Source organism: Geobacillus sp. LEMMY01 (assembly GCF_002042905.1).
Classification (GTDB): domain Bacteria; phylum Bacillota; class Bacilli; order Bacillales; family Anoxybacillaceae; genus Geobacillus; species Geobacillus proteiniphilus.
On sequence record NZ_MVKA01000041.1, the window covers coordinates 1 to 16,712 of the forward strand.

Below are 16,712 nucleotides of genomic sequence, written 5' to 3' on the forward strand. Positions count from 1 at the left end.
ATCCTCCTTTTCGATGATCGAGTGCGCAACCAGCGAATCCACGGGAGAAATGCGGCAGTTTTCCGTTCGTCGTCACCTTTCCTCTATCACAGGAAAGGGCGGACAATGGGTGGTGCACCCAGTGGATTCAAACACTTTTCCGTACAGGGTCTAAGCCACCATTAAGCATAACGTCCTGTTGAACTGTTTGCGCCTATTCTTCATTATGGGAAGAAAAGGGGGATTTTCATGCCCGGGTGGAGAGCAAAAATTGCTCATGGAACTTTTTCGGAGAAATGAAAGTGAATCCGGTTTGGAAGTTCGTTTCGCTTTTCGCTCGGAAGCGCCGTTTTCTTTTTCGGGCTTATTTGGTTTCGAACGGTGCCAGTTTTTATTCGCGTGAGAATAATGCCAATCGCACCCTTGAATAGTGCGTGTTGCCCGTGACGAGGGCTTGGTTTTTTGGCAAATCGTATCATCGATCGAAACAAAAATGGGTGAATTCTCCCGTTTCGAGCTACGTTCGACACGACGAAGGATCCACTGCTGGAGTTTGCGAAGCAACGTCTCTTCCTCCCACGGGCTTTTCGTAAAAAAAAATGGCTGAGTGTCGTGCGATGGTTCGGATGAAAGCTTCCATGATGAAGATCGGTCAACGTTCCCGAAAAACCTTTCGTCACCATCGCATCCACGAGATGAACGAGATGCTTCATCACAGGTTTCGAGAAATAAAGCGCCAACCCTAACATCGTGAAAAACTTGTGAATTCCTTGATGATGTGCTCATCGATTCATGAGACATGAACCTCCTTGTGATAGTTGTGGGCACATCTATTCGAACCAAGGAATCGGGTTCATGTCTTCTTTTTTGTTTGGTTGTAAATTTGTGTTAGTGAATTTGCTCATCTACAGTCAAGAAAAAAATGAAACGGCCTTTTCTCGAAGAAATATCGAGAAAAGGCCCAAAAATATAACTTTGCGCAAAAATGCACCTTGCCTTGATGGGTCATTTTCATACCTAGGTGAAGAGCAAAATTTGCTCATGGAACTTTTCTGTGAAAAAACATATACGTTCATATTCACAATGGAGGAATTTACTTATATTGTGCAATAAAAAAGGGAGTTAACTACACACCTATTTTATTTTTGCTCCCCTGTATACCCACCTAAAGGAATATGATCTTTCCGCGCCACCCCAGTGCGGTAAGCGGCTTCGATGACCGCTTGTCTGACGCGTTCAACGACTTTGCTGTTGAAGACGCTCGGGATGATGTATGTTTCGTTCAATTCATCCTCCGTCACGACAGAGGCAATCGCCTTCGCGGCAGCGAGCTTCATTTCCTCGTTAATTTCTCTCGCCCGGCAGTCGAGCGCCCCGCGGAAAATGCCCGGGAAGCAAAGGACGTTGTTAATTTGGTTCGGATAATCAGAACGTCCGGTCGCCATAACGCGCACGTACGGTTCGGCCAGCTCCGGATCAATTTCCGGAATCGGGTTGGCCATCGCAAACACGATCGGGTCGCGCGCCATTTTTTTCACATCTTCCACTTTTAAAATGCCGGGAGCTGAGACGCCAATAAACACATCTGCGCCGGCGATGACATCGGACAAGCTTCCTTTCAGATTATCCGGGTTCGTGATTTGCGCATATTCTTGCCAATACGGATTTTCATACGTTTCATCGCGATGGATGGCGCCATGACGGTCGACCCCGATAATGTTGCGTACGCCGGCCACAAGCAAAATTTTCGTGCAGGCGATGCCAGCGGCGCCAATGCCGGTGAGAACCACTTTAATGTCCTCGAGCTTTTTGTCGACGATTTTCAACGCATTAAGCAACCCGGCCAAGAGCACGACCGCCGTGCCGTGTTGGTCGTCATGGAACACCGGGATGTCGAGCTCTTCCTTCAACCGCTTTTCAATCTCAAAGCAACGAGGAGCGGAAATGTCTTCGAGGTTAATGCCGCCAAACGCTGGGGCGATCGCTTTCACTATTTGGATGATCTCTTCCGTATCTTTCGTATTCAAGCAAATCGGAAACGCGTCCACTCCGGCAAATTCCTTAAACAGCATCGCTTTCCCTTCCATGACCGGCATCGCCGCATACGGGCCGATGTCGCCAAGCCCGAGCACCGCCGTGCCATCCGAGACGACGGCTACCGTATTCCGTTTAATCGTCAGCGAATACGCCTTGCGCGGATCCTCAGCGATGGCCGTGCAGACGCGCGCCACGCCCGGCGTGTACACCCGCGACAAGTCATCACGCGTTTTCACTGGGATTTTTGAATTTGTTTCAATTTTCCCCCCGATGTGCATCAAAAACGTGCGGTCGGAAACGTTGATGATTTTGACGCCTTGAATTTTTTTCAGCGCCTCAATGATCAAATCGCACTGCTTCGTGTCGAGCGCGCTGACGGTGATGTCGCGCACCGTATGGACTTTGCTTGATGAAATGACGTCAATCCCGACAATGTCCCCGCCCGCTTTGCCAATCGCGGCGGCGATATCGCCGAATGAGACGATATCTTTTTCGAACTGGAGACGAATCGTAATGTTCATCGCTGCCCCGCCTGGTAATGCCATAATGATCGTCCTTCCTTTTCTCTATTTTCATAAGTAAATCATCCTACGGTACAAATGTTATCCTATGAGTAGGAAAAAGACAACCCTTATTGTGCAAGCCTCTTCCTTGTGGGTGCATATTCTTGCAACGGTTTTTCCGCCAAAAAGCAAAACGAGCCAACATCATCGGTATACGCCTTGATCCGTCCGTGTCATCCCTATCGCTTCCCCCATACAAGCTGCCATTCGTTTCTCAGCATTGCCAAAAAGGCAAGGATGATGCATTGATGTTAGGAAAACAAACCGACCGGTGCCCAGCAAATGTTAAGAAGGAAATCAGGACGACGATGAAGTAAAAGTAAAAGAAAGGAAAACAAGACAGGAGCGAAAAAAAATGAAAGAAAAACTGTTTCTAGTGCTGGCAAACTTGTTTTGGGCTGGAAATTACGTCATCGGCAAGTCGGTGATCACGGAAACAGGCCCATTTTGGCTGACGTTAATTCGTTGGTGCGCCGCCTTCATCGTGTTGGTTCCCGTATCGTACTGGCTCGAGCGGCCGCGCTATCGGGATGTCATGAAACAATATTGGCTTCCGCTCGCTGCGGCCGGGGTGCTTGGCATCATTGGCTACAACTTGCTTTTGTACAGCGCGCTCGCCTATACGTCATCGATGAATGCGGCGATCGTCAACTCGCTCAATCCGGCTATCATCGTCGTGTTGTCATATGTATTGCTGCGCGAGCGGCTGTCGAAAACAAATATCGCCGGCTTTTTGTTGTCGCTCGCCGGCGTGCTCTTTATTTTAACAGACGGACACGTGACGCACGTCTTCCAAACAGATTATAACCGCGGCGATTTGATGATGCTCGCGGCCGGCGTCGTCTGGGCGCTTTATTCGATCATCGGCAAAAAGCTGCCCGTTCCGCCGATTACAGCGACAACGTGCTCCGTCTTTTTCAGTTTGCTGATGTTATGGCCGTTCGCGTTTTTTTATCCGTTTCCGGCTGGGCACATAAGCGCGGCCGGGCTCGCCGGGGTCGCTTATATTGGCCTGTTTCCGTCTGTTCTTTCCTTTTTGTTTTGGAACGTGTCAGTGCAAAAAGTCGGTCCGAGCCATGCCGGCGTGTATTTGAACTTGATTGCCGTCTTTACCGCCGCCATTACGTTTTTGCTCGGCGGCGCCCTGTCCGTCCCGCAGCTTGCCGGCGGCGCGGTCGTCTTATTTGGCGTCTATTTGGCGACGAAAGCACCGAAAGCAAAGCCGGAACAAGCGAATATCGCCGGATGAGGGAGATTGCCGCCGCACACGATCGGGCCGCTTGTCTCTGTTTTTCTTCCGTGCCGGCTGGCGTAATGGTAAAAACGGTTACACACCATGACAGGGGAGCCTTCGGCCACCAAAAGAAACAGCGCTGGCCGCCGGCCAAGGCTCCTTCGCCTCAAAAAACGGCCTCCCCATGCCATTGCAAAGGGGGAGACCGATTTTCCGCTATTGAAGCAATCGGAGAAACTCGCGCATAAACGCCGGCAAATCCGGCCACGCATGGGCAGAAACAAGGTTGCCGTCAACATGCACCGTATTGTCAGACACATACGTCGCCCCAAGCGCCTCTACCCCCGGTTTGCAGGCGATATACGCTGTCAAGCTTCGTCCTTTCAAGACATCCGGCATCGTTTCAAAAATGAGTGAAGCATGGCAAATTGCGGCGATCGGCTTATTCGCCTCAAAGAAATGGCGAACGATGCGCTGCACGTTCTCATCAAGGCGAATGTATTCCGGAGCGCGCCCGCCCGGGATGACCAATCCATCGTATTGCGCCGGGTCGACCTCGGCGAACGACGCATGAGCGTCGATCAAATAGCCTTGCTTTTCCACGTACGTATCCCAGTCGGCAAAATCATGGACGACGGTGTGCAGCTTCTTTTTCTTTGGCGCGGCAATCGTGACCTCATACCCCTCTTCGAGCAAGCGATAATACGGGTAGTACACTTCAAGCGCTTCAACAGCATCGCCGGTGATGATCAACACCTTTTTGCTCATTTTCCTTGCCCCCTTGTCCATTTTTTCCTTCTCTTTTATCATAATGGAAATGGACGGAAAGGAAAAGCAAAATGATTGTCGAACATTTCATTGGACTCGTTCTCTCACCGAAAGGCAAGAGAGCTCTTGCACATCCATCAGCATAAGGAGGAAAAAAGCATGACAATCGCTTCATGGCTTGCGGCCTCGCACCAGACAGTTGTGCTGACTGGCGCCGGCATGTCGACCGAAAGCGGGCTGCCCGACTTCCGCTCGCCGCGCACCGGGCTGTGGGCGCGCTTTAACCCAAGCGAGCTCGCTACAGTGGATGCGTTGCATCATCACCGTGAATCGTTCGTTGAGTTTTACCAATATCGCATCCGCATGTTGCAAGAGTGCCAGCCGCACGACGGACACCGCTTGTTGGCCGATTGGGAGCGGCGCGGGATCGTGCAGACGATTGTGACGCAAAATGTCGACGGATTTCATCAAGAAGCAGGAAGCCGACGCGTCATTGAACTCCACGGCTCATTGCGCACTGTCCATTGCCAGCAGTGCGGACAACAAAAACCCAGCTTCGCCTATTTGCACGGTGTATTGACGTGCGAATGCGGCGGTGTTTTGCGCCCGTCAGTTGTGTTGTTCGGTGAGCCGTTGCCGGAGAAAGCCATTGACCAAGCGTGGGAAGCGGCCCGTCGCGCCGACTTGTTCGTTGTGCTTGGCTCTTCGCTACAGGTGTCCCCTGCCAACCAGTTGCCGCTTGTCGCCAAACGGGGCGGAGCAAAGCTCGTGATTATCAATTGGGAGCCGACTGACCTGGACGATCTCGCCGACGCCGTCATTCATCAGCGGAAAATCGGCGAAGTGCTGAATGAGCTCAACGAGCAGTTGACGGAGGTGGATCAATGAACAAGGAAACGATGTTGCAAGTGGCGCTCCAATCGATCGGCGACCATTCCCGCATCCGCCATTGGCGCCGCGTCTCGGGCGGCGACATCAATGACGCCTACCGCGTCCAAAGCGACCAGTACACGTACTTTATCAAAATGCAACGTTTCCCGCCAGCCGATTTTTTCACCGCTGAACAGACGGGATTGGAGCTGATCCGACAAACCCATGCCATCCGCGTTCCCCATGTCTTTGGCTCTGGGAAAGCGGACGGCTGGGGATGGCTCGTCTTGGAATGGATCGAAGGAACAGAAACGGCGCAGACAGCCGAACAGCTCGGCCGCGGCCTTGCCCGCCTCCATCAATGCCGCGGGCCGGCGTTTGGCCTTGCCCGCGATACATATATCGGAACGCTGCCGCAGCGAAACGGATGGTACGGCCGTTGGCTCGACTATTACCGCGACGCCCGCCTCCTGCCGCAAATGATGCGAGCGGCGGAGAGAGGTCTCCTGCCCGCCAAGCGGCGCAAACGTCTCGAACGGCTGCTCGAGCGTCTTGACCAATGGCTCCCGGATGACTGTTTTCCGTCACTTTTGCATGGCGATTTATGGGGCGGCAACTGGATCCCAGGGCCAGAAGGCGTCCCATATTTGATCGATCCATCTGTTTTATACGGCCATCATGAGTTTGAGATCGCTTTTACCGAGCTGTTTGGCGGTTTTCCAGTCCGGTTTTATGAGAGCTATCGCGAGCTCATGCCGCTCTCTCCGGAGTATCATGAGCGGAAACCGCTCTACCAACTGTTTTACTTGCTCGTGCATTTGAATTTGTTCGGTGAGGCGTACGGTGGGGCGATCGACCGCGTGCTTGAACGTTATACGGAGGATTGACACTCCACACGGCTAAATCCGTGGGATTCTTGGGGCGTTAGCGTCCTCATCCATTTTTGTCCCCACGCCTGCCACAGCGATATATCGCAGCCCAAGGTCCACCCCCATGACTTTCGTTTACTTGTCATATGGCACGTCCAGTTGATCCAGTGATTCATTGAAACAATCAAAAAAAGCGAACGCCCCTAACGCCGAGCCCGCTCTCCGGCGGGCTCATTTTGCGCTGATCGCCTCAAGCAGTGCATCGCCATTTTCGCTCACGCGCACATAGGCAAAGCGGGCGCGCTCTTGCCATTGCCTTCCGGTCTTTTCTGGAACGAAATACGATTCAATGCCATACACCACTTGTGGGCCGTGAAACGTGCCGGTGATGATCACATCTCCCGGTTGCGGCGTGTATCCCGGCCTTTTTTCTCCATTGACCGCATATACTCCAGCCAAACGATGCACCCCGTCCGCTCCTTTTCGCAATCCAACTTGCACCCGTCCGCTGCCGTTCAACGATGGAATCGTGGAAATATCGTACCGAAGCTCGATATAATCTCCTTGCAACAGCGAGCGCGGGTCCAACGGCTCAAGCTCAAGTTTCACGACATCGCCATATTGCAACAGACGTTCCTTTTGCCATACGGTATAACCTAAGAACGAAAATTGGGCAGCAACTACAGCGAGCACCAGCAGCGAAACACGCCGGCCCCAGCGCGTCCCCTCAGACAACGCGGCCCCATTTCGTTTCTCCAGCCAGACCGTCCACGTAAGCAACACGACTCCCGCCGCGAGCAAACTGACCGATTTATGAAGCAAATTCCACGCCAGTTCATAATACTTCAACACAAGATAAAGCACGAAATACACCGAAGCGACCTTTCGCTCCGGCCGCCGCCCGCGAAAAAGAAAGAAGGCAAGCGCGGCAATCATGGTGATATTCAGAGCCATGTACAGACCATCAGCCGCAAACACATCAACGCTTGTCGCAATCCCAAGCGCGCCGAACGCCAAGACAAGCGGAGTGAGAAACGGCGTTCCACTCCAGCGGCCATACGCATACAGCCCGCCGTTGACAAAAGCCAGCGCGAGCAACACCATCCGTCCGTTATCCACAACCGAATCAAGCCCTGCTGCCAAATATAGCGTCAGCGCTACCGTTGTCAACCGGCGCACCGCACTGTCTGATGATCGGACGACCCCGATAGCGAGCCCGATGGCATAGATGAACAGCGCCGCCCGAGACACTTCCCACGCCATCGTCAATCCAAGCCCGTAGCCGACAGCAAGCAGCGTATAACGAACCGCCGTATTCCAACGCCGACCAAGCCAAGCGGGAACGACAAATCCAAAGACGGAAACGAAAAAGAGCACATACGGCGACCATGACTCCGCCCAAATCAAATACAAACCGAGTAGGCTCGCCGTTGCCAACGCCGATGCTGCAAGCGTGACAATGGCTTGAAACGCCGCCAAAAACCGCCTCCCGGCTTTCGTCTCCGCTGAAAACAGCCCAGTCCGCCGCAATAGCACAATTCCACCGTATAGCACTGCAACAGCCGCCATAAGCCCAATAAGAAGCAGCCACGTTTCAAAATGATCAGCGAGCAGGCGAATGTATTGAATCAACAAAAACAGTCCGGAAAACAAACTCGTCAACAACACATACGACCGCTGCTTAGCGATGACAAGAAAATAATAAAGCAACCCGGCAAGCAACGCCGCATAAACGTATGGCCACCAGACGTCGCGCCCATATGAAAAGCCGGTCACCCCAACAGCAAGCAGCCAGCCATGCATGGCAATATAAGCGAGATGGGCGACTAACGGCGTACGGCTGACACCAACCAGCACGCCGTTGATCGCTGCAAACAATAAGAGCAAACCAAACGACGACCATTCCGTCCATTCAATCCGATAAGCCGACGGAAAATAATAAAACCAGCACGCGAGTTGCAACAAACCAAGCGCAATAACCGACAGCGACCGTTCTTTTGTCAGTGGCGCTAACACAGCAGTCGGCACAAGCCAGGCAAGAAACAGCCAATAACTGTCAGCGTGCGAATTGTAAATTTGCCCAAGCAACGCCAACGCAATACCAAACGCCAACACCCCACCGATCAACATCCAGCGTCCTAAAAAACGATGGCGGCCCGCCAGCGCCGCGCTTGCCCCGTAAAACCCCACCATCATGCCGATGCTGATCCCGACTTTCGCCTCTCGCCCCATTTCAGGCCAGTTGGCGGCAAAAAAATAAACAATACCGGCAATGATGCACAAAAACGCCAACGCATACCCCGTTTTCACGATACGGGCCGCCATATCGCTTCCCCCTTGTGACTTTATCTTTTCTATAACATATGCTGAAAAAGCTGTCTAGAAGACCAGTGAAAACACGCCTTATTCAATCGCATTTTCCTAGTTACCACCGGCCTTTTGGACTTTTTTCTTTGTTGCGGTAAAGAACATTATGGTTGGAGATAATTTTTTAAGTGGAAAATTTCCATATCATGCTCTGTCACTTTTTTCATCAAATAATCGATGGATGCCTGTTTGGAAGAGAACTCGCGCGAAGCCATATCAAGAGCGGCCTGATGCTTATGGAGCATGTTTTCAATGTGGCGAAAGTGGCTCCGCATTTCTGTAGCAAGGTAGTCAACTTTTTCTTCGAGCCGTTGCTGTCCTTCTTTCAATGTTTGGACATCGTCCTTGACCGCGTCCATATCGGCTTTCAATGTTTGGACGTCGCCTTTGACCGCGTCCATATCCACTTTTAATGTGCGCACATCCTCCTCAACCCGGTGAAGCCGTTGTTCCAAGCGGGCTTGTCCCTCCTGTAACAACTGCACTTCATCTTCCAAGCGCGCCTGCCCTTCCTTGAGCGCTTGCACCTCGCCTTCCAGCCGCGCCTGCCCTTCCTTGAGCGCTTGCACCTCGCCTTCCAGCCGCGCCTGCCCTTCCTTGAGCGCTTGCACCTCGCCTTCCAGCCGCGCCTGCCCTTCCTTGAGCACCTGCACTTCTCCTTCGAGGCGTGCTTGCCCTTCTTTGAGCGCCTGCACCTCTCCTTCGAGGCGCATCTGCCCTTCCTTGAGTGCTTGCACTTCTCCTTCCAGCCGCGCTTGCCCTTCCTTGAGCGCTTGCACCTCGCCTTCCAAGCGCGCCTGTCCTTCTTGAAGCGCTCGGACATTTCCTTCGATCCGATCGAGCCGCACGTGGATGGGATTCAGCTTTTGGTCAAGCACTTCGGCCATCATTTGCACGAATTCGGCTTGCCCCATCGTTTCACCTCCTTTTCCCCATTGTATCATTGTCTCGATCAACGCGATAGTATAGAAAAAGAGATTTTCTCCTTCCTTTCGACAGCATCAAAGCACAATATAAAGCCGCAAATCGGCTTCACAACCGAATAAAAACGGGACAAAAATCGTTTTTTGTTATGACCCAACATATCGGACTATAAACGCCCGCATTGCTGGACCAGCGTACGATAAAGAGCAAGACAGGCCGATACGTAGGCACCCCCAAGCAAAAACCCGCCAAGCACATCAGACGGATAATGCACTTGCAGACTTAACCGGCTTAAGCCGGTCAACAGAGCAAGCGCTCCAAAAACGCCGTAAATCGCGGCCCGCTCGCCGCGCTTCGTGCGCGTTTGCGCCAAAAAGTACGCCAAAAGCAACAAGTAAATCGTCCCAATCATCGCGTGACCGCTTGGAAAACTGAACCCGCCGATTTCAGCATGAGGCGGTCGAGCCCGTCCAATGATATGTTTTAGCCACTCATTGATGCCATATCCCCCGCCAACAGCGACCACAACCAACACCATTCCGTAGACATCGCGGCGGAAGAACCATAAACCAATGACAAGCATCACACTAATCATGCCGATCGTTTCCCCGTTGCCAAAGAAGGTGAACGGATCAAGCCATTGCCATGAATCAAACAACCGCAGCCCACCTTCATCGATGGCCTTTGTCAGCCCAGTGGCCATCGCCGCCCAAACAAGCAAAAAAAGGGCAAGGCCTATGGCTGACGTGATCCATAATCGCCGATTCATGTTGAGCACCACTCTCCTCCTTCTATTCCTTTTCCAGCAAAACAAAAAAAATCCTCCTTAAAAAGCGCCACTTTTTAAGGAGGAAACAACCATTACGGCAATTTCGTCTCTCCCATCAGGAACCGGTCGACTTCACGGGCCGCCCCCCGGCCTTCATGGATGGCCCAGACGATCAAGCTTTGGCCGCGGCGGGCGTCGCCAGCGGCAAACACGCCCTCGATGTTTGTTGTATATTTGCCGTAAGGGGCTTTCACTTTGTTGTTGGTCGTTTCAACGCCAAACTGCTTCAACAACGGCTGCTCCGGCCCTTCAAACCCGATGGCGATAAACACCAAATCGCACGGCCATACTTGTTCCGTCCCCGGAATTTCTTTAAAGATCGCTTTGCCGTTTTCATCGATGATTTTTTCCATTTGAATCGTATGCAGCTCTTTCACGCGGCCGTGCTCGTCGCCAACGATTTTCTTTGTTTGAATGCAATATTGGCGCGGGTCGGCGCCGAATTTCGCTTTTGCTTCTTCGTACGCGTAGTCAAGCGTAAAGACGAGCGGATATTGCGGCCACGGGTTATCGTCCGGGCGCTTGTCCGGCAAAGCAGGGTGTTTGCCGAACTGGACGACGCTTTTGCAGCCTTGGCGCAGCGCGGTCGCCACGCAGTCGGCCCCCGTGTCGCCGCCGCCGATCACGATGACACGTTTTCCTTTGGCATCGATAAACTGGCCGTCGGCAAAATTCGAATCCAATAAACTTTTCGTCACGCCGGTCAAATAATCCATCGCAAAATGGACACCCTCAAGCTCCCGGCCTTCAATGGCCAAATCGCGCTGCTTTTGCGCACCGATGCACAAGACGACGGCGTCGTACTGAGCGCGAAGTTCGTCAGCCATAATATCTTTGCCGACTTCGGTGTTCGTAATAAACGTGATGCCTTCCTCTTCGAGCAGACGCACCCGCCGTTTTACAATCTCCTTTTCGAGCTTCATGTTCGGAATGCCGTACATCAATAAGCCGCCGATGCGGTCAGCCCGCTCATACACCGTCACCGAATGGCCGGCTTGGTTGAGTTGGTCAGCGCAGGCCAACCCGGCCGGGCCGGAGCCGACGATGGCCACCTTTTTCCCCGTGCGCGTCTTCGGGATGCGCGGTTTCACCCATCCCTCGGCAAACCCTTTATCAATAATGGCCCGTTCGATTCCTTTAATCGCAACCGCTGGGTCGGAAATGGCCACCGTGCACGATCCTTCGCACGGCGCCGGACAGACGCGTCCGGTAAATTCTGGGAAATTGTTGGTCTTTAAAAGTCGGTCAAGCGCTTCTTTCCAGCGCCCTCGGTACACCAAATCGTTCCATTCTGGGATCAAGTTGTGCACCGGACACCCCGAGGTAAGGCCGTTTAGCTCCAATCCCATATGACAAAACGGCGTGCCACAGTCCATACAGCGGGCGCCTTGGCGGGCCAGCACCTCTTCCGAAAACGGCTGTGTATATTCTTTCCAATCATCAAGACGGGAAAGCGGGTCGCGCTTTTTTTCTTCCTCGCGTGCATATTCCATAAACCCTGTTGCTTTTCCCACGATGGTTCCCCTCCTTCTTTCCGTACACGTCCTCTCTTCTCCCCGATGCGGCCTTCCCGCCTGTTAGGCCAGTTAAAAAGCGAGCCCCGCGCGGCCGCGGGGCCAAAGCGGCGCCGCCATGCCACAGCCGCCCGAAAGGAAGACCTTATTTCGCGGCCGCTTGCAACACATGGACACCGACGGCAGCCGCTTTTTTCCGTTTCGCCACCGTTTCAAACGCCGCCATGACGGCTTCTTCATGTGAAAACCCAGATTGCTCGAGCGTTTGAATCGTTTCAATCATCAGTTTATAGTTGCGCGGAATGACTTTGACAAACCGGCGGACATACGCATCCCACTCTTCGAGCACTAACGCCGCCCGCGGGCTTCCCGTATAGCGGTAATGGTTTTCGATCATCCGACGCACGTCGCGAATTTCTTCCCCGTCTTCGAGCCGCTCAAACGAGACGAGCTCAAGGTTGGCGGTTTGCTGCCAGCTGTCTTCGTCAGCGAGAACATAAGCGATGCCCCCGGACATGCCAGCGGCGAAGTTTTTGCCAACCGAACCGAGGATGACGACGCGGCCGCCGGTCATATATTCACAGCCGTGATCGCCGACTCCCTCAACAACGGCATGAACGCCGCTGTTGCGCACACAGAACCGTTCACCGGCGCGGCCGCGAATGTACGCCTCGCCGCTCGTCGCCCCGTAGAAGGCGACGTTGCCGATAATGACGTTGTCCGCTGCGGCAAACGGCGCCTCATGCGGTGGGCGGACGATCACTTTGCCGCCCGAAAGCCCTTTGCCGACGTAGTCGTTCGCGTCGCCGACGAGCTCGAGCGTCATTCCTTTCGGCACAAACGCCGCAAAACTTTGCCCGGCCGATCCGGTGAAATGGAGGCGGATCGTATCGTCCGGCAGCCCGTCTTCACCATAACGTTTCGAGATTTCGCTTCCCGTCATCGCCCCGACCGTGCGATGAACGTTGCGGATCATCAGCTCGAGCTCAACCGGCTCCTGCCGCTCAAGCGCTGGCTGCACCGCCGGCAAAATTTCTGTATGATCAAGCGTCTCTTCCAAACGATGGTTTTGCCCTTTGATGCAAGTGCGCGGTCCATCGACTTGGTACAGAAGACGCGACAAGTCGAGATGTTTCGCTTTCCAATGCGCTTTCGCCCGCTCGCTTACCTTCAAGACATCGACGCGGCCGACCATTTCGTCGATCGTGCGGAAGCCGAGCTCCGCCATAATTTCCCGCACTTCTTGAGCGACAAAGTACATAAAGTTGACGACATGTTCTGGCTTCCCGGTGAATTTTTTGCGCAGTTCCGGATTTTGCGTCGCCACGCCGACCGGGCATGTATCCAAATGGCAGACGCGCATCATGACACAGCCTAAAACAACGAGCGGGGCGGTCGCAAAGCCGAACTCTTCGGCGCCAAACAGCGCCGCCATCACGACATCGCGGCCGGTCATAAGTTTGCCGTCGGTTTCTAGAACGACGCGGTCGCGCAACCCATTGAGCATGAGCGTCTGGTGCGTTTCCGCCAATCCAAGCTCCCACGGCAGGCCTGCGTGCTTAATGCTCGTTTTCGGCGAAGCGCCCGTGCCGCCGTCATAGCCGCTGATGACAATGACATCGGCGTTCCCTTTCGCCACGCCAGCGGCGATCGTGCCAACGCCGGCTTTGGCGACGAGCTTCACGCTGATGCGCGCATCTTTGTTGGCGTTTTTCAAATCATAAATGAGTTGGGCCAAATCTTCAATCGAGTAAATGTCATGGTGCGGCGGCGGAGAAATAAGCTCCACCCCCGGCGTGGAGCCGCGCACTTTGCCGACCCACGGATACACTTTGTTGGCCGGAAGCTGCCCGCCTTCGCCTGGTTTTGCTCCTTGGGCCATTTTGATTTGCAATTCATCGGCATTGACCAAATAATGGCTTTTTACGCCAAAACGTCCGGACGCCACTTGTTTGATCGCGCTGCGGCGCCAGTCGCCGTTTTCATCTTTCACATAGCGGGCCGGGTCTTCGCCGCCCTCGCCGCTGTTGCTTTTTCCGCCGATCCGGTTCATAGCGATCGCCAGCGCCTCATGGGCTTCCTGGCTGATCGAACCGAACGACATGGCCCCTGTTTTAAAGCGGCGGACGATCGACTCGATCGGTTCGACTTCCTCAATCGGCACCGGCTGTCGGCTCGAATCGAAATCGAACAAATTGCGCAAGAACGTCAACTGTTCTTCATTGGCCAGTTTCGAATATTGTTTATAGAGGTTGTAGTCGTTTTTCCGGCATGCCCATTGCAGCAAATGGATCGTCTTCGGGTTGAACGCGTGATGTTCGCCGTTGCGGCGCCATTGCAGCTCGCTGCCCGTATCCAGCACATCGTCTTCGTACCGTGCGTCAAATGCGGACTCATGGCGCATTTTCGCTTCTTTGGCGATTTCCGCAAGCCCGATGCCGCCAATTTGCGATGCCGTGCCGGTAAAGTATTCATCAATGACATCGTTGCCGATGCCGACCGCCTCAAAAATTTGTGCGCCGCGGTAGCTTTGCACCGTCGAAATGCCCATTTTCGACATCACTTTGACGACACCGTCAACAGCGGCCTTGATATATGTTTTCACCGCTTCACGGTAAGACAAGGCGATCGTGCCGTTTTCTGACGCTTGGCGGATCGTCTCCAGCGCCAAGTACGGGTTGATGGCGTCCGCCCCGTAGCCGATGAGCGCCGCAAAATGATGCACTTCACGCGCTTCACCGCTTTCTACAAGCAGGCTGACGTTCGTGCGCGTCCCTTTGCGGACAAGATGCTGGTGAAGCCCGCTTGTCGCCAACAAAACCGGAATGGCGACATGTGTTTCATCAACGCCGCGGTCGGACAGCACAAGAAGCGCCGCCCCGTTTTCGATCGCTTCATCCGCTTTGGCAAACAGCTCATCAAGCGCCTGTTTCAAATCATCAGTAAACAGCGTCGGCAGCACCGCGCACGCAAATTCCGGGTACGGATTGGCTTTTAACGCTGCGAGCTCTTCGTTCGTCAATAGCGGAGTTTCCAAGCGGATGCGCCGCGCCGCTTTGGCGTCCGGATGCAAAATGTTCCCTTCTTTGCCAAGCAGCGTCATCGTCGAGGTGACGACATATTCGCGGATCGCATCAATCGGCGGATTTGTCACTTGGGCGAACAGCTGCTTGAAGTAGTTGAACAAACTTTGCGGCCGCTCCGACAGCACGGCAAGCGGAGCGTCCATGCCCATGGCGCCGGTCGGATCTTTTCCTTCCGCCGCCATCGGCAAAATCGTTTTTTCCACATCTTCAAACGTGTAGCCGAACGCTTTTTGCAGTTTGACGAGTTGCTTCGGCGCTTCGACGTCCTCCGGAATTTCCAGATCGCCAAGCGTGATCATTTGCTCGTTGATCCATTGGCGATATGGCTTTTCATGAGCCATTTCTTCCTTGATTTCCTGGTCGGAGATGATGCGCCCTTGCTCGAGGTCAACCAAAAGCATTTTCCCCGGGCTCAGCCGTTCCTTATATAAAATGTTGTTCGGGTCGACATCAATGACGCCGACTTCGGATGAGAAAATAATGTAGTCGTCTTTGGTGACGTAATAGCGGGCCGGACGCAAGCCGTTCCGGTCCAAAATGGCGCCGATTTGCTTGCCGTCGGTGAACGAAATCGCCGTCGGTCCGTCCCACGGCTCCATGAGACAGCTATGGTACTCGTAAAACGCCTTTTTCGCATCATCCATCTGCTCATCCCAAAACCACGGTTCCGGAATGAGCATCATCGCGACATGGGCCGGCTTCCGGCCAGCGAGAACGAAAAATTCGAACGCATTGTCCAAAATCGACGAGTCGCTGCCGTTCGTATCCAAAATCGGCACGACTTTTTCCAAATCCGCGCCGAACGCTTCCGACACAAATTGCTTCTCGCGCGCCGTCATCCAGTTGACATTGCCGCGCAGCGTGTTGATCTCGCCGTTATGGATCAAATAGCGGTTCGGATGGGCCCGCTCCCAGCTCGGGAACGTGTTCGTGCTGAAGCGCGAGTGCACGAGGGCAAACGCCGAACGGAACCGTTCATCTTGCAAATCCAAATAAAACGCATCGATTTGTTCCGGCGTAAGCAACCCTTTATAAACGATCGTCCGGCTCGAGAAGCTTGCTACGTAGCACTCGTTGTTTTCCACACGCTTTTCAAATTGTTTGCGAATCATGTACAGTTTCCGTTCAAACGCCAACTCATCGGCCACGTCATCACTTGCCGCGACAAACACTTGGCGGATGAACGGCTGGCTTTGCCGCGCCAGTTTGCCAAGCTTTTCACGATCGACCGGAACTGTCCGCCATCCGAGCAGCCGTTGCCCTTCTTGAGCGACGATCTCATTGAACATCGATTCATAGTACGCCCGTTTCGCTTCCTCTTCCGGCAAAAAGAACATCCCGACCCCGTAGCGCCCTTTTTCCGGCAAGTTCATCCCGCCGCACACCGCTTGAAAATACTCATGCGGAATTTGCGTCATAATGCCCGCGCCATCGCCCGTTTCCGGATCGCTCCCTTGTCCGCCGCGGTGTTCAAGCTGGCGAAGCATATGAAGTGCCTTTTTGATAATGTCGTGCGACGGTTTTCCTTTCAAATGCGCATAAAACCCGATCCCGCATGCATCATGTTCAAATTCCGGGCGATATAACCCTTGCGCTTCCGGCAATCCGTAGTGTTTCATGCTGCCTTCCCCTCCCGTTCCGAATTGTCTGTAATATTCATTGTAGTTTTCAA

10 protein-coding genes and 1 pseudogene are annotated in these 16,712 nt (G+C 53.6%); 3 read left to right on the forward strand and 8 right to left on the reverse strand.

Annotation, left to right across the window (positions count from 1 at the left end; translation table 11 throughout):
* Nucleotides 1-369: 369 nt before the first annotated feature.
* Both B1A75_RS16620 and B1A75_RS16630 read right to left on the reverse strand, forming a co-directional pair.
* Nucleotides 370-822: pseudogene (locus B1A75_RS16620) on the reverse strand (hypothetical protein); the annotation flags it as partial.
* A 296-nt stretch (nucleotides 823-1,118) separates the two neighbouring features.
* Nucleotides 1,119-2,561 (reverse strand): NAD-dependent malic enzyme, encoded by a 1,443-nt coding sequence (locus B1A75_RS16630; RefSeq protein WP_079936543.1) that lies wholly within the window; start codon nucleotides 2,559-2,561, stop codon nucleotides 1,119-1,121.
* Nucleotides 2,562-2,934: 373 nt separating this feature from the next.
* On the opposite strand from B1A75_RS16630, the gene B1A75_RS16635 reads away from it, so the two are divergent.
* On the forward strand, nucleotides 2,935-3,828 hold the full coding sequence (locus B1A75_RS16635) for a DMT family transporter (protein ID WP_074044477.1): 894 nt from the start codon (nucleotides 2,935-2,937) through the stop codon (nucleotides 3,826-3,828).
* A 201-nt stretch (nucleotides 3,829-4,029) separates the two neighbouring features.
* Here the strand turns inward: B1A75_RS16635 and B1A75_RS16640 are convergent, their stop codons facing one another.
* A complete protein-coding gene (locus B1A75_RS16640) occupies nucleotides 4,030-4,581 on the reverse strand; it encodes a DJ-1/PfpI family protein (protein ID WP_079936544.1) in 552 nt (183 codons plus the stop codon).
* A gap of 159 nt (nucleotides 4,582-4,740) precedes the next feature.
* Between B1A75_RS16640 and B1A75_RS16645 the strand changes: the two genes are divergently transcribed.
* Both B1A75_RS16645 and B1A75_RS16650 read left to right on the forward strand, forming a co-directional pair.
* The gene (locus B1A75_RS16645) at nucleotides 4,741-5,469 is read left to right on the forward strand and encodes an NAD-dependent deacylase (protein ID WP_079936545.1); all 729 of its coding nucleotides are present in this window, start codon (nucleotides 4,741-4,743) and stop codon (nucleotides 5,467-5,469) included.
* On the forward strand, nucleotides 5,466-6,338 hold the full coding sequence (locus B1A75_RS16650) for a fructosamine kinase family protein (protein WP_079936546.1): 873 nt from the start codon (nucleotides 5,466-5,468) through the stop codon (nucleotides 6,336-6,338). The genes B1A75_RS16645 and B1A75_RS16650 overlap by 4 nt, the downstream gene beginning before the upstream one ends.
* A gap of 213 nt (nucleotides 6,339-6,551) precedes the next feature.
* On the opposite strand, the gene B1A75_RS16655 is transcribed toward B1A75_RS16650, so the two are convergent.
* The 5 genes from B1A75_RS16655 to gltB all read right to left on the reverse strand — a co-directional run bounded on the left by B1A75_RS16655 (nucleotide 6,552) and on the right by gltB (nucleotide 16,659).
* Nucleotides 6,552-8,645: a GDYXXLXY domain-containing protein gene (locus B1A75_RS16655; protein ID WP_079936547.1), complete on the reverse strand. Its 2,094-nt coding sequence runs from the start codon at nucleotides 8,643-8,645 to the stop codon at nucleotides 6,552-6,554.
* A 146-nt stretch (nucleotides 8,646-8,791) separates the two neighbouring features.
* Complete coding sequence (locus B1A75_RS16660) at nucleotides 8,792-9,601, reverse strand: hypothetical protein (RefSeq protein WP_079936548.1); 810 nt, start codon at nucleotides 9,599-9,601, stop codon at nucleotides 8,792-8,794.
* Nucleotides 9,602-9,777: 176 nt separating this feature from the next.
* Entirely contained in the window at nucleotides 9,778-10,380 is a 603-nt protein-coding gene (locus B1A75_RS16665; RefSeq protein ID WP_254866652.1) for a phosphatase PAP2 family protein, read from the reverse strand.
* A 92-nt stretch (nucleotides 10,381-10,472) separates the two neighbouring features.
* Complete coding sequence (locus tag B1A75_RS16670) at nucleotides 10,473-11,954, reverse strand: glutamate synthase subunit beta (protein WP_074044483.1); 1,482 nt, start codon at nucleotides 11,952-11,954, stop codon at nucleotides 10,473-10,475.
* 145 nt (nucleotides 11,955-12,099) lie between these two features.
* Nucleotides 12,100-16,659 carry a glutamate synthase large subunit gene (gene gltB / locus B1A75_RS16675; RefSeq protein WP_079936550.1) on the reverse strand — a complete coding sequence of 1,520 codons (4,560 nt, stop codon included), beginning with the start codon at nucleotides 16,657-16,659 and terminating at the stop codon, nucleotides 12,100-12,102.
* Between the last annotated feature and the right edge of the window lie 53 nt (nucleotides 16,660-16,712).

Coding starts and splice junctions, on each gene's coding strand:
- B1A75_RS16665 (WP_254866652.1), bottom strand. CDS start 10,380: ATGAATCGGCGATTATGGATCACGTCAGCCATAGGCCTTGCCCTTTTT.
- B1A75_RS16650 (WP_079936546.1), top strand. CDS start 5,466: ATGAACAAGGAAACGATGTTGCAAGTGGCGCTCCAATCGATCGGCGAC.
- B1A75_RS16645 (WP_079936545.1), top strand. CDS start 4,741: ATGACAATCGCTTCATGGCTTGCGGCCTCGCACCAGACAGTTGTGCTG.
- B1A75_RS16630 (WP_079936543.1), bottom strand. CDS start 2,561: ATGGCATTACCAGGCGGGGCAGCGATGAACATTACGATTCGTCTCCAG.
- B1A75_RS16660 (WP_079936548.1), bottom strand. CDS start 9,601: ATGGGGCAAGCCGAATTCGTGCAAATGATGGCCGAAGTGCTTGACCAA.
- B1A75_RS16655 (WP_079936547.1), bottom strand. CDS start 8,645: ATGGCGGCCCGTATCGTGAAAACGGGGTATGCGTTGGCGTTTTTGTGC.
- B1A75_RS16640 (WP_079936544.1), bottom strand. CDS start 4,581: ATGAGCAAAAAGGTGTTGATCATCACCGGCGATGCTGTTGAAGCGCTT.
- gltB (WP_079936550.1), bottom strand. CDS start 16,659: ATGAAACACTACGGATTGCCGGAAGCGCAAGGGTTATATCGCCCGGAA.
- B1A75_RS16635 (WP_074044477.1), top strand. CDS start 2,935: ATGAAAGAAAAACTGTTTCTAGTGCTGGCAAACTTGTTTTGGGCTGGA.